Below are 13,528 nucleotides of genomic sequence, written 5' to 3' on the forward strand. Positions count from 1 at the left end.
GTGCGCCCAGCCTCACCACCACGCTGGTCGCGAGGCAGAAGGCAAGACCCGAGACGGTTCCCGTGTTCACTGCGATTCACTCGACGAAGGAGGAGCCCGACTTTGTCCCAGCGGCATCGCCACGAGTACGCCGTAGTTCTTCCTCGTGGCCTCCCGGACAGCATCGGCATACCGGCCAAGGAGTTCCCCGCCACAAACATCGGGTGCGCACCGCCTCCGGCCCAGATCCGCCAGGTTCGAGCCGGTGTAAGTTTGAGGGACGTAACGACGCCGGTTCCTCGCGTACTCCTCTCCATCACGCTCACCAGGCCCGCACCATCTGGCAGTGCTGGCACGCCCCGGCTTTGTCAGAGCTGCTCCCACCCTCCCCGGCACCACCCGGATCAGGCTGCTCTCAGCTCCACCTCCCTGCTACGACAGGGCAGGCGGCGAAGGTCTCTCACCTCCACTTGAATCACAGCGCCTCACGGCGCAAGCCGAAAACCGTACAGTCCCCGGGCTATCGGTGGATGACGCTCGGATCGGGTTCGAGTGTGATGGAGTCCAGGTTGACATTGCCGTTGTCGTTCGGGCCGAACACGAAGTTCAGCGGGGTGGCTTGGCTGAGGGGGAGGCTGACCTGGTGCTCCGACCAGACGTCCCAGGTCGCCAGGGCAGGTAGCCGGAGTTGGACGGACCGCGTCCCGCTGGTGAGGGTCATGGTCTGGGTCGCGCCCATGCCGTTGGCGTAGCGGAGGCGGATGGTGTAGAGGCCGTCGGCGGTGACCGGGGCGGTGAACCGCACGCCGCTGTCCTTGGTCTTCAGGCAGGCCACGAAGCCGGTGCCGGTGTAGCCGGGGTGGTCGGTGCGTCGGCATGCGCCGCTGACGAGCTGCGCGGACTCCGCCTCGATCCGGCGCGGCTCGGAGGCGAGCGCCTTGCCGGTGGCCAGCAGGTCGGCCGAGACGTCCGGGGCGATCGGTCCGGCCTCGACCAGGGTCGTGAACCGGTTGAGGGCATCCCGCATCTTCGCCGGGTCGGTCGCGACCGCCGCGGCGACGGCGGCTTTGACCTCGGAGGCGAGCCTGCCCGACAGGTCCTGGTCGAGCGCGCCCGCGTCGGTGGCCTTCCGCACCTTCAGCGCGAGCGAGAAGAGCCCTTGCGGTAGGCCTAGCCGGGCGGCGAGCCGGTCGTCGATGGCGGTGCGGGCCTGCGCGGTCACCTCGGAGAGAGGGAGGCCGTAGAGGGCCAGCCGCACTTCTTGGAGGGCCAGGAGACGACCGGTCGGGTCGCCCTGACGGAGCTTGCTCTCGGCCTGGTTGATCGCGGGCTGCAGAAGTGACAGCGCGGTCGAGGACACTTCGCCGGACTTGCGCAGTTCCCGGACGAGCCCGAGCAGCGGACGCGTCTGCGCCACGTGAACCGGGCTGCCGCTTTCGCCACTGGGCGCGCCCACCGCGACCCGGAAGTCCTGGTCCGGCACCTCGGCGGCGGGGAGCGTCCACTCGACGGTCCGGGTTCCGCCGCCCGCGACGCGGACGCTCCGCACGTCACCGGCGGCCCGGCCGTCCAGGAACACCCCGGCCTGGAGTTCGGCCACGGTGCTGCCCGTGTTGGTGAGCGGAACCTTCACGGTGAGCCGCTGGGTGTCCGGGTCCAGTACGGCCTGGGGGTTGCCGTAGTCCGCACGGGGCGCGGCGTACCAGCGCAGGTCGCTGAGATCCGCGGCGGTCGCGGGCCTGATCTTGACCGCTTGGCCACCACCGCCGACCAGCGACATCGACAGCCGGGTGGACGATCTGACCAGCGTCTTGCGGATCTCGACGGGCAGCGGGTCGCCCTTCCAGGTGGTCTCCTGGGCGTCGGCGTAGGTCTCCGCCACGAAGGTGCCGTTGGGGAGGAACGACAGCGGCACCTGGAGGGTCCGGTCGTTCTCATCGGTGATCGCGCCGAGGTACCAGGTGTCGCCGTTCCGTCGGGCGGTCGTGGTGTGGTCCCCGATGACGCTGTCCAGGACGCGGGTCTCGTCCCAGGTGGCGGGCATGTTCTTGAGGAAGGCGAATCCGGGGTGGGCGGCGTAGTTCTCGGGGGTGTCGGCGAGCATCTGCGCCGGGCTGAAGAACGTCGTGTACAGCGCGAGCTGTGCGGCCGAGGTGGTCTGGACACGGGTTCCGAGTCGGGCCGGGTCCCAGGTGACGTTCAGGACGCCGGGCGTGTAGTCGGCGGGACCTCCCATGAACCGGGTGAAGGGGAGGATGGTGGCCTGCGCGGGCGGGTTGCCGTTGACGCCCATGTAATTGTGCTGCTCCATGCCCGCGACGCCTTCGCCCGTCATCATGTTCGGGTAGGTGCGCGCCAGGCCGGTGGGCTTGATCGCCTCATGGGCGTTGATCGTGATGCGGTGCCGGGCCGCCGCGTCGATCACCCGCTGGTAGTGCCGGACGGCCTCCTGGTCGTAGTGGCTGCGGTTGACCCCGCCGAGCAGGAACTTCGTGGCGTAGCCGGTCTTGATCGCGTGAATGCCGAGGGCCTCGTACCTGGAGAAGATCTTCTCCAGGTTCTGGTCGTAGTAGTCGACGTCGCCCCGGGTCTCGTTGTGCGCGATGTACCCGACGCCGTTGTCAGCGGCGTACCGGAGCACCTCGGGAAGGTCGAAGTCGGCCTGCGGGGTCAGGAAGTCCTGGCCCGCCCACGCGCCGCCGGAATTGGTGTTCCAGCCCTCGGCCAGCACGAATTTGGCGCCCGCCTGCTTGGCCAGGTCGATGTACTGCTTGAGCCGCGCGGTGGTCGCGCCGTGCTTGGGCCCGGCGGTCCAGGTGGTGTCCCGTCGCTGGAGCTCCCACCAGACGCCCACGTACGTCGCGGGCTTGATCCAGGACGTGTCGTCGCAGATCGCGCACGGGTCGTTGAGGTTCTCGATCAGATGGGACTCGCCCAGGTCGCCGGGGCGCTCGCCCACGGTCAGGGTGCGCCAGGGCGTGGAGAACGCGCCGTTCAGCTTGGCCTTGGTGCCATCGGGGAGGGCGATCAGGTCGCTGGAGAACCGGCCGGGCCGTCCCGGCACCGCCTTCAGCGTCATGCTGGGGTAGTCGGTCAGGTCGGCCTCGTGCACCACCACGTAGGAGTCGGCGGCGGGCGAGGCGGTGATGGGGGTCTGGGCGGTGGAGACGCCGGACAGGGGCAGGTCGCGATAGTGCTTCTCGTCGGCGGCCCAGGTCGTGCCCGCGGCGATCGACCAACTCCTCGCGCCGGGATCGAGGGCGAACTCGGTCTGTTCGGCGGTGACGGTGTAGGCGTCCAGGCCGGACTGGTCGGGGAAGTGGTAGCGGAAGCCGACCCCGTCGTCGAAGACCCGGAACACCAGGTCGAGCTTGAACCCTGTGCCGGCCTGGACCGCGTGGACGGTGAGCTCGCTCGCGTGGTTCCTGACCTGGCTCGAGGTTCCCCAGACGGGCTTCCACGTCTCGTCGATCGTGCGCCGTTCGACGGACTCGATGGCCATGCCCTGCGTGAGGCTGGGTCGTCCCGCGAGATCCACGCCGAGTCCGGACGCGCCGACGAGAACCCTGCCGTGCTTCCCCACGCTGTAGGTGAGACGCCCGCCTTCGGCGGTGACCGCGACCCGCAGATCACCGTCCGGCGACTTGACGACCTGAGCATCCTTCCCGACGACCTCGGCGAGGCCATTGGGCGGGGCGGGCTCCTCGGCCAGGGCCGGGGCCGCCACGATCCCTCCTGAGACCAGGAGGGCCGCCGTCATTACAAGTAGTCCCACCCGTCTTCTTCGCCACTCCGTGCCTTCGCGGTTCATGCATGCCTCTTCTGTGCAGGGGGTGGGTGGAGTGATGGAGAACACTCCACAACAGGCTCCGTGATCGTAGATACAAGAAAAGACTCTGGTCAACACTCTTAATATGAGATAATTAGTGTGTTCAGTGTTGTAATTCGGTACGCTCGGCCGGTGTCCAGCCCACCGAACCAGCGGATCGAACGCAGCAGGCGCGCGATCCTCGACGCGCTGAATCAGTCCTTCCCCGCGACCCGGCAGGACCTGAGCCGCCGGACCGGGCTCGCGCCGAGCACGGTGGCGGGGATCGTCCGGAGGTTGCTGGCCGAAGGGCTGGTGCATGAGGATGGGGCCGCCGACCACGCGGGACGCGGCAGACCATCGTCACGGCTGTCGCCGCGCCGCCCTCCGGGATATCTCGTCGGGATCGACTTCGGGCATACGCACATTTCGGCGGTGCTCGCCTCGACCGCGCAGGAGATCGTCGCCGAGGGCAGGGTGCCCCTCGACGTGGACGCCTCGGCGAGCAACGCGCTCGACCAGGCGGCGGTTCTGGTCGCCGACCTACTGGACCGGGCGGGAGTCCCGGCCGGTTCGGTGCTGCGGACGGCGGCGGGGATCCCGGGACCGGTCAACCAGGTGACCGGCCAGATCCAATCGGCCACGATCCTCGCGGGCTGGGCCGGAGTCCGGCCCCGGCAGGAGCTGATCGCCCGGCTCGGCGGGGAGGTGGTGATCGCGAACGACGCGGAACTCGCCGCGCTGGCCGAGCACACGCACGGGGCCGGACGGAACGTGTCCGACCTGATCTTTGTTAAGGCGTCCCACGGCATCGGGGCCGGGCTGATCCTCGCGGGCAGACGGTACACCGGAGCGTACGGGGCGTCGGGGGAGATCGGGCACACGCTGATTCAGGAGGGCGGGACGCAGTGCCGGTGCGGGCAGCGCGGCTGCCTTGAGTCGGTGGCGTCGATCGGCGAGGTGTGGAGGCAGCTCATCGCGGCGGGTCTGCCGCCTTCCGAACGGCCCGACGACCTCTCCCTGCACGCCCTGCTCGGCAACCCGGTAGCTGCCCGGATCGTCGCCGACGCGGGACGTCGGCTCGGACGGGTCCTGTCCGACCTGTGCAACGCCCTGGACCCCGCGATGCTCGTCATCGGCGGCGAACTCGCGACCGGAGGGGACCCCCTCCTGGAGGGAATCCGCGAGTCCCTGCGCCGTTTCGCCCAGCCTGCGATCAGCGACCGCGTCCAAGTCCACTCCTCCTCCCTAGGTCCCCGCGCGGCCCTGGTAGGAGCCCTGACTCTCGCCGCGACGGAATCCACTCCCTGAAAGACGATCAGTGGAGACCTCCGGTGCCGTCGTGGGCCGGGGACGGCAGGAGTGTCAATCCCCTCGAAGCGTGGAAACCGCGTTTTGCCACTTCGGGCCTGAGGGCCGTTGATTCGCAGCCGGCAGATACCGGCGGGACCCCGCCACCCTCTCATCGGTGGTGACCCCGCTCCCGAGGCACCCGGCATGGCCGGCTGAGGGCACACCCAGACCACGCAGAAGTGGACCACCTTGGGTGATCCACTTCTGGGCACGGCTCGGTCACGCGGCAGAGACGGTCTGCGGGTACAGCACGCTCGGCTCCGCGGACAGGGCGGCCTTGACCTGGACGGTGTTCTCGTCGGCGAGGATCTCGATCTCGCCGGCCTCCAGGCCGTCGAGCGCGGTGCGCACGACGTCGGCGGGGTCGTTCTTGTCGATGTCCCAGCCCGCCATCATGTCGGTGTCGGTGCTGCCCAGGTGCAGGCCCGTGACCGTGGTTCCCTGACCTGCGAGTTCCAGGCGGATGGCGTTGGTGAGGCTCCACTCGGCCGCCTTCGCCGCGCTGTAGGCGTTGGCCCCGTCGTAGGACAGCCACGACAACAGCGACATGACGTTCAGGATCGACCCGCCGCCGTTGCGGGCCAGGATGGAGGCGAACGCCCGGACCATGTTGAGCGTGCCGAAGTAGTGCGTCTCCATCTCCAACCGGATCTTCTCGATGTCTCCGGTGACGAGGTTCTGAGAGGTCGAGACGCCGGCGTTGTTGATCAACAGGGTGACGTCCCCGGCGGCGGCCGCCGCGGCGGCGACCGACGCCGGGTCGGTGATGTCGAGCTGGAGCACCTCCACGCCGGGAATGTCGACGAGCTCGGGCGTACGCGCGGTCGCGTAGACCTTCGCCGCGCCCCGCTGCAGCAGCTGCCGCGAGAAGTGCCGGCCGATGCCACGGTTGGCGCCGGTGACGAGCGCGACAGAATCGGCGATCTTCATGGTTGCCTCCGATAGGCCTGAGTCGTTCTTGTGCAGGTCGTTCGCGGGCTACGCTAGAACCTGACGTTGACGTCAGAGGCAAGGACTATGACCGGGGTCACGAGGAAGGCGCCCATGCGTATCGGCGAACTGGCCGCCAAGGCGGGCGTGAGCGTGCGGGCCCTGCGGTACTACGAAGAACAGAATCTGCTGGCCTCAGCGCGCAGCCCCAGCGGGCAGCGGCAGTATCCGCACAGTGCGGTCGACCGCGTACAGCTGATCCAGCAGTTGTACGCCGCGGGGCTGCCGAGCAAGACGATCGTGGAGATGCTGCCGTGCATCGAGACCGGTGAGGTGACACCGGTGCTGCTCGACCGGCTGTCGGCCGAGCGGGACCGCATCGATGAGCAGATCGGCAGCCTGGTGAGCACCCGCGACAGGCTTCAGCGCATCATCACCACAGCCACCAGGGCCAAGAACGTAGGCCATCGTTGCCCCGGATGGGTGGGCCCTCCGCCTCCCTGAGCCACACGGTGAGCGAGGCGATGCGGACGGTGGTTTCGTAGCGCGAGCACGTCCAATCGACCGGCCAGGCCGCGAGGTTGTTCGGCGTTGATGACGCTCGGGCCGGATGTGGGGCGGCGTGCCGTAATCCGGTTGATGGCCGGTGGAGGACGTGGGTACTGTGCCTCATGTGACGAGCCCTGAGTCAGACAGAACGGAGCCGCCGGTCACTCGGCGGCGAGTTGTTCTCTGACCAGTAACTGATCGGTTCTCGGTCGATCTCGCTTCCAGTGACCGGACACGTGTTCCGTGTGTCTGGTCCATTTCGACTCTCGCCTCAGTTCGCGGTTGACGTAGGTCGACGCCCGGCGCGCGGATGCTTCTGATCGCATTCTGCAAACGCTGGAGTCGACCCCTTGCCTCTGTTCGTCTACGTCCTCAGCCTTGCCGTCTTCGCGCAGGGAACCTCCGAGTTCATGTTGTCCGGTCTCGTACCGGGCATCGCCCACGACATGTCCGTGTCGGTGGGAGCCGCCGCGAGCCTGACGTCCGCGTACGCCATCGGGATGATCGTCGGCGCGCCGGCCATGGCCGCACTGAGCGCGCGATGGCCGCGTCGTCGAGCGTTGGCGGGCTTCCTGGCCGCGTTCGTCGTCGTGCACGTCATCGGCGCAGTCACGACGAACTTCCCAGTGCTGTTCGGAACACGCATCGTCGCCGCGATCGTCAATGCCGGCTTCCTCGCGGTCGCGATGTCAGTTGCGACTGCTCTGGCCGTCCCGGCGAAGAAAGCCAGAGCCACCGCAACCCTGCTGTCCGGGGTGACGCTGTCGTGCGTTGCCGGCGTACCCGCAGGCGCGATGCTCGGAGAGTGGTCTGGCTGGCGATCGGCTTTCTGGGCGGTCGCCGCCCTGTGCCTGCCCGCGCTGGCGCTCGTGTTCCGGTCGGCGCCTGCCGGCGCGGCCCGTCATCACGACGTCTCGATCAGGCAGGAGACGCGCGAATTGAGGTCGCGACCAGTGCAGTTGGCACTGACCCTCGCGGCTCTGGTCAATGGGGCGACCTTCGCGACATTCGCCTACCTCGCCGTCATCGCGACGTACGTCACTCACCTGCCTGGCGATGCGGTTCCCGGGCTACTGGCCGCGTTCGGCATAGGCGCGTTCATTGGGGTCACCACAGCCGGTCGTACCGGCGATGGACGGCTACGGCGGGGCCTGGTCCTCGCCCTGTGCGCCCTACCCGCCGGGTGGGCGGTGCTGGCCGTGACCAGCGCCCATACAACCGCGCTGTTCATCGTGGCGATCATCCAGGGTGGGCTGTCGTTCGGCGTCGGGTCGACGCTCGTCAGCCGGGTCATGCACGTCGCGTCCCGGGCCCCATCGCTCAGCGGGTCGTTCGCCACGGTCGCACTGAACGCCGGGGCGTTCGTGGGACCGCTACTCGCGGGCGTCGCAACCGAAACAACGGACGACTACCGACGCGCCGTGTGGGTCAGCGCCGTAATGGCCGCAACGGCCGTCGTCATCATCGTCGCTTCCGGACCGCGCGCTGCGCACGGACATGTGAGGGAAGCGCGGTGACTCACCGCAATGCTCCGCTGACGCCCGAAGGCCGGCTGGCATGCGCCCACGTGCCAGATGCCCTTACAGGTCGGTGGCGATGATCTTTTCGATGTTCCGTTCGGCGAGCGCGGTGATGGTGACGAACGGGTTGACGGTCGTGTTGCCGGGGATCAGCGAGCCGTCGATGACGTACAGGCCAGGGTGGCCGTGGAGGCGGCCGTGGTTGTCGGTGGCCTTGTTGAGCACCGCACCGCCGAGCGGGTGGTACGTGAGGTGATCGCCCCAGATCTTGTAGACGCCGAAGAGGTCGGTCCGGTAGATCGTCCCCTCCTTCGCGTTGATCTTGTCGAAGATGGTCTTGGCGGCGTTGATGGACGGTTGCTTCCAGGCGGTCTGCCAGCTCAGGTCGACCTTGCCCGTCCCGGCGTTCCAGGAGAACGCGGCGCGGTTCGGGTTCCTGGTGATCGACAGATAGAACGAGGCGAACGTCTCGATTCCGGTGGGCAGCGGCGCGACCTCGGCGAACGCGCCACCAGCGGTCCAGTTGTCGATGCCGGCCGTGGGCATGGACGCCTGGAGGCTGCCGGTCGGGTCCCAGAGATGGTTGGCGCGGCCGCACATGACGTTGCCGTTGTCGCCCCAGCCCTTGCCGATCTCGGCGTTGAGGCCGGGCAGTGCGCCGGTGGCCTTCAGTTTGACCAGCAGCTTGCTGGTGCCGACGCTGCCGGCCGCGAAGAACACCCTGTCCGCGGTCACGGTCTTGGTGGCCGTGGTGTCGCCGCTGGTGTTGATCTGGTCGATGGCGACCGTGTAGCGGCCACCGGCCGCCGGGGCCACCGAGGTGACCTTGTGCAGCGGCGAGATGGCGACCCTGCCGGTCGCCTTGGCCTGGGCGATGTACGTCTTCTGCAGCGACTTCTTGGCGAAGTTGTTGCCGTACAGGATCTCGCCGGCCAGCGACGACTTGGGGACGGTTCCGGCCGCCTCCCGCTTCATGTACTCGAAGTCGTACACGTTCGGCACGAAGACGAACGGGAAGCCGGAGCGCTGGGCGTGCTTACGGCCGACGCGGGCGTACTGGTAGCAATCGGTGGTCTCCCACCAGGCCAGGTCGACGTTGTTGACCCCGAGCCCGGCGTTGGCGCGTGGGTAGTAGGTGCCGTACATCTCGTCGGCGTTCACCGACGGGAGGACGGTGCCGAAGTTCTCGCGCTTGGGAGTGACCGCCATGCCGCCGTTGACCAGCGAACCGCCGCCGACGCCGCGGCCCTGGTAGACGGTGATGCCGCTGAAGTTCTCGGCGTCCAGGATCCCGGTGTAGCGGGGGATGTCTCTGTCGATCGGGAAGCCGAGGAAGTTGCTCAAGGGCTGTTCGGTCTTGGTACGGAGCCAGTAGGACCGGCCGTCCGGGTTGGTGGTGTTGGCGAAGATCTTGCCGTCCGCCCCGGGGGCGTCCCAGGCCATGCCCATCTCGATCATGTGCACGTCAATGCCCGCCTGGGCGAGCCGCAGAGCGGCGACCGAGCCGCCGTATCCGGTGCCGATCACCAGAACCGGGACGTGCGCCCCGTTCTCGATGGGAGCGGCCGCGGGGACGGCGGCCGCCGGAGCCGCGACGGCCCGGCCCGCGTGGGCCACGATCCCCAAACCCAGGATAGAACCTGTTCCAGTGATGAATCCACGGCGCGAAAGGCCGTGGGAACCAGTACCACGCAGTGTGGGATCACTCATGTGATTTGCCTCACTCATAGTGGATGGGAACAAGTTCTACCTCTGAACGTGGTATCGAGTCAACCAAGTGCTTGCTAGGTTTACATCCATGAACCGATACGTCCCGGCCTCCGGCGCATGATCTCCACGATCGTCTGGGGCACCGGCAACGTCGGCCGCTCGGCCATCCGGGCCGTCGAGGCCCATCCCGCGCTGAAACTCGCGGGCGTGCTGGTCCACAACCCCGACAAGGTCGGCCGCGACGCCGGCGAGCTCGGCAGGCTCGGCCACGACCTGGGGGTGGCGGCGTCCGGCGACGTCGGCGCAGTGCTGGCCGCCGGTCCCCAGGCCGTGGTGTACGCGGCGTCCGGTGACATCCGCCCCGACGAGGCCCTCGCCGACATCGTCAGGGCGATCCGGGCCGGAGCCGTGGTCGTCACCCCCTCGATGTACGCGCTCTACGACCAGCGCAACGCTCCGCCGGAGCTGCGGGAACCGGTGCTGGCGGCCATCGCGGACGGCGGCGGCTCGCTGTTCGTCTCCGGGGTCGACCCCGGCTGGGGCAACGACGTCCTGCCGCTGCTGATCAGCGGCCTCGGTGGCACCGTGGATGTCATCCGCTGTCAGGAGATCTTCGACTACTCCACCTACGACCAGGAGGACTCGGTCCGGTACCTGGTCGGCATGGGCCAGCCGATGGACTACGAGCCGCCGATGATCGCGCCGACGGTCCCGACCATGGTGTGGGGTGGGCAGGTACGGCTGATGGCGAGGGCCCTCGGCGTCGAACTCGACGAGATCCGCGAGACCTTGGATCGGCGACCGCTCGACGCCACGGTGCGCACCGAGACGATGGGCGACTTCGAGGCCGGCACCCAGGGCGCGGTGCGGTTCGAGGTGCAGGGCATCGTCGACGGCGAACCCCGCATCGTCATCGAGCACGTCACCCGCATCCATCCGTCCTGCGCGCCGGACCTGCCGGTGCCGCCCGACGGCGAGGGGGCACACCGGGTGATCATCGAAGGCCGTCCGCGCATCGAGGTCACGGTCGAGGCCACCGACGAGGGCGGCAACCGGTCCGCCGGCGGGAACGCGACCGCCGTCGGCCGGCTGGTCAGCGCCATCGACTGGCTCGTGGACGCGGAACCCGGACTCTACGACGCGCTCGACGTCCCACTGCGCCCCGCGGTCGGCAAACTCGGAAGGAAGCGGTCATGAACATCGACATCCCCGAGGGCAAGGGCGCGATCGCGTACGTGTGGGGCGAGATGGTCCCCGGCATCGGGGTCGCCGCCTCGAATTTCTCGCTGGCGGTGTACGCCCACACCACTCTCGGGCTCCGCGAGTTCGAGGCCGCGCGGCTGCGGATCGCGCAGATCAACGGGTGCGTCTTCTGCCTCGATTGGCGGACCGAGCGGGATGGGCAGAAGGTCGAGGAGGGGTTCGCCGACGCGGTGACCGGGTGGCGCACCACTGACGCCTTCGACGACCGCACCCGGCTGGCCGCCGAGTACGCCGAGCGGTACGCCCTGGACCATCACGGCCTCGACGACGAGTTCTGGACCCGGATGACGACGCACTACAGCCAGCTCGAGATCGTGGAGCTGAGCATGAGCATCGGCTCCTGGCTGGCGTTCGGCCGGCTCAACCATGTGCTGGGTCTCGACACCATGTGCGTGCTGCCGGGCGCTGAGGTGCCCCGGGCCGCCGGGTGAGCCCGGCGGGCCGGACGAAGGTCGTCGACCGGATCCCGTAAATCCGCAGCTTCCGGCTTACTTTGTAAAGGCGCCTGGCGATGACCGTCCGGCCGGACGGCGGTTGATCACTCGCGCGGACGGGGGCGCTCCCGATCACAGTCCGTGCCGCCGGTCGCCGAGCACGCGGTCGCAGACCTCCCGCTCCATCCGCGCGGAGAAGGGATCATTACGGGCCGCCACGGCCCGGCGGGTCTCCTCGGCGATCAGGTCGGCGTTGATCGCCGCACCGGCGCGCACGCCCGCGGCGGCGGCACCGATCACCTGCTCGGTCAGGTTGGCCACGTTGCCGGCCACCCACACCCCGGGCAGCTCGGTGGCGCCGGTCGGGTCGGCGGCGACGTAGCTGCCGATCACGTGTCCGCCCATCTCCTGCTCGGTCGTCTCGAGGCCGAGGCTCGTCAGGATGCCGGCGCGGGCTGTGAAGCGCGGAGCGATCGCCATGGCCCGGCACGGGATCGTCCGGCCGCCGGCCAGGGTCACGCCGGTGAGCCGGTCGCCGGTCACCTCCAGCCCTGTCACCTGCCCGTCCACCACGGCGATGTCGCGGGCGGCGAGCCGCTCGTACTCCTCGTCACCGGGCTCGGGTCCGGTGTGCAGGAACAGGGTCACTTCCTTGCTCCACTGCCGCCACAACAGGGCCTGGTGGACGGCGAGCGGACCCGTGGCGAGGATGCCGATCGCCTGGTCGCGCACCTCCCAGCCATGGCAGTACGGGCAGTGCAGCACGTCACGTCCCCACCGCTCCGCGAGACCGGGCACCTCGGGCAGCTCGTCGACCAGGCCGGTGGCCACCAGCAGCCGGGCCGCCACGACCGCCGACCCGTCGGCGAGCGCGACGCGGAAGCCCCCGGCGTCCGTACGCCCTGCCGCCACGACCTCACCCTGTACGACTTCGCCGCCGTAGCCGAGCACCTCCGTACGGCCCGTTGCCAGCAGCTCTGAAGGCGCGATTCCCTCATGCGCCAGGTAGGTGTGGACCCCCGCCGCCGGCGCGTTGCGCGGCCGGCCGGAATCGATCACCAGCACCGAGCGACGCGCCCGGGCCAGGGTCAGCGCCCCGCTCAACCCGGCGGCCCCGCCACCGACGACCACGACGTCATAACGCCGCTGCTCACCACCGTGGCCTGAGTGGTCGGTCACCTTCTGCTCCGTCCGTACGGTCATCCCAGTACCTCCGTTCACGTGAGTGAGATGATCGGCGTACGTCCGCGAACATGACAAACCTTATTGCCGTATTGGCAAATAGACGCGGCCGCTCGGCCGCTTCGGGCCTTACCGCGATAAGATATTTGTATGGCGTCAGAGAAGATCACGGTGACGGTCCCCGCCGAGGTCCTCGGCCCGGTCCGTGAGAGCGCGGGCGGGAACCTCTCGGCCTATGTGACCCGAGCGCTGCGGGCGCAGCTCGTGCATGAGGCCATGGATTCCCTGGCAGAGGATCTGGAGGCCAATCCGGCCTTCCGGCTGGCACACGACGAGTGGCTGGCGGACATGCAGGCCGAGCAGACCGCGATCTCCGAGGACCACACCGAAGGGAATGCCGAGTGAGGCGTGGCGAGATCTGGCGTATCAAAGGACCGCTTCGCCGTGAGCACGTGGTGCTCGTGGTCGGCTCCGATGCCCTCGCCAAGTTCTATCCCACGGTCCAGGTCGTGCCGATCTTCGACCCCGGCACCGCCCGCGACACCCTGGTCACCGTGACCCTTCCCAAGGATCCCTACGAGGGAGTCGCACTCTGCCCCGGCGTCTACCCGGTCCGCCGTGAGGACGCTCCACTGGAACGCCTCGGCAAGGTCGGCACCGACGTGCTGGAGCGCGTCGACGTCGCATTGCGCGCCGTGTTCGATCTCTGATCGGCCGGTCCGGCGGCGTCCGCCCGCCGGCGCTCGGCCGGCGAGCGCCCACGATGTGCTCGTTCAGCGCCTCCCGGAACCGAGACCGAG

Annotated in this window: 11 protein-coding genes; 7 read left to right on the forward strand and 4 right to left on the reverse strand. The window is 68.8% G+C overall.

From position 1 onward, the window contains the following. Positions 1–499: 499 nt before the first annotated feature. Positions 500–3,706, reverse strand: a complete 3,207-nt coding sequence (locus HKK74_RS37060; RefSeq protein WP_187248107.1) for a glycoside hydrolase family 97 N-terminal domain-containing protein — start codon at positions 3,704–3,706, stop codon at positions 500–502. 234 nt (positions 3,707–3,940) lie between these two features. On the opposite strand from HKK74_RS37060, the gene HKK74_RS37065 reads away from it, so the two are divergent. Then, positions 3,941–5,098, forward strand: a complete 1,158-nt coding sequence (locus HKK74_RS37065) for an ROK family transcriptional regulator (RefSeq protein ID WP_187248108.1) — start codon at positions 3,941–3,943, stop codon at positions 5,096–5,098. 261 nt (positions 5,099–5,359) lie between these two features. On the opposite strand, the gene HKK74_RS37070 is transcribed toward HKK74_RS37065, so the two are convergent. Next, a complete protein-coding gene (locus HKK74_RS37070) occupies positions 5,360–6,070 on the reverse strand; it encodes an SDR family oxidoreductase (protein WP_187248109.1) in 711 nt (236 codons plus the stop codon). Positions 6,071–6,184: 114 nt separating this feature from the next. Between HKK74_RS37070 and HKK74_RS37075 the strand changes: the two genes are divergently transcribed. After that, positions 6,185–6,574: a MerR family transcriptional regulator gene (locus tag HKK74_RS37075; protein WP_187248110.1), complete on the forward strand. Its 390-nt coding sequence runs from the start codon at positions 6,185–6,187 to the stop codon at positions 6,572–6,574. Positions 6,575–6,969: 395 nt separating this feature from the next. Continuing rightward, positions 6,970–8,136, forward strand: a complete 1,167-nt coding sequence (locus HKK74_RS37080; protein WP_187248111.1) for a Cmx/CmrA family chloramphenicol efflux MFS transporter — start codon at positions 6,970–6,972, stop codon at positions 8,134–8,136. A gap of 63 nt (positions 8,137–8,199) precedes the next feature. On the opposite strand, the gene HKK74_RS37085 is transcribed toward HKK74_RS37080, so the two are convergent. Beyond that, positions 8,200–9,756 carry a GMC oxidoreductase gene (locus HKK74_RS37085; RefSeq protein WP_312882163.1) on the reverse strand — a complete coding sequence of 519 codons (1,557 nt, stop codon included), beginning with the start codon at positions 9,754–9,756 and terminating at the stop codon, positions 8,200–8,202. 210 nt (positions 9,757–9,966) lie between these two features. On the opposite strand from HKK74_RS37085, the gene HKK74_RS37090 reads away from it, so the two are divergent. Together HKK74_RS37090 and HKK74_RS37095 are read left to right on the forward strand one after the other, a co-directional pair. Continuing rightward, on the forward strand, positions 9,967–11,046 hold the full coding sequence (locus HKK74_RS37090) for an NAD(P)H-dependent amine dehydrogenase family protein (protein ID WP_187248113.1): 1,080 nt from the start codon (positions 9,967–9,969) through the stop codon (positions 11,044–11,046). Continuing rightward, positions 11,043–11,543 carry a carboxymuconolactone decarboxylase family protein gene (locus tag HKK74_RS37095; RefSeq protein WP_187248114.1) on the forward strand — a complete coding sequence of 167 codons (501 nt, stop codon included), beginning with the start codon at positions 11,043–11,045 and terminating at the stop codon, positions 11,541–11,543. Before HKK74_RS37090 ends, HKK74_RS37095 begins: the two co-directional genes overlap by 4 nt. Positions 11,544–11,678: 135 nt before the next feature. On the opposite strand, the gene HKK74_RS37100 is transcribed toward HKK74_RS37095, so the two are convergent. After that, entirely contained in the window at positions 11,679–12,749 is a 1,071-nt protein-coding gene (locus HKK74_RS37100) for an NAD(P)/FAD-dependent oxidoreductase (protein ID WP_187248115.1), read from the reverse strand. A 129-nt stretch (positions 12,750–12,878) separates the two neighbouring features. Here HKK74_RS37100 and HKK74_RS37105 point away from each other — a divergent pair, with 129 nt between their 5' ends. After that, on the forward strand, positions 12,879–13,133 hold the full coding sequence (locus HKK74_RS37105; protein ID WP_187248116.1) for a hypothetical protein: 255 nt from the start codon (positions 12,879–12,881) through the stop codon (positions 13,131–13,133). Further along, positions 13,130–13,438: a type II toxin-antitoxin system PemK/MazF family toxin gene (locus tag HKK74_RS37110; protein WP_187248117.1), complete on the forward strand. Its 309-nt coding sequence runs from the start codon at positions 13,130–13,132 to the stop codon at positions 13,436–13,438. Before HKK74_RS37105 ends, HKK74_RS37110 begins: the two co-directional genes overlap by 4 nt. Positions 13,439–13,528: the final 90 nt, after the last annotated feature.

This window comes from Actinomadura alba, from assembly GCF_014323705.1.
In the GTDB taxonomy this organism is placed as follows: domain Bacteria; phylum Actinomycetota; class Actinomycetes; order Streptosporangiales; family Streptosporangiaceae; genus Actinomadura_C; species Actinomadura_C alba.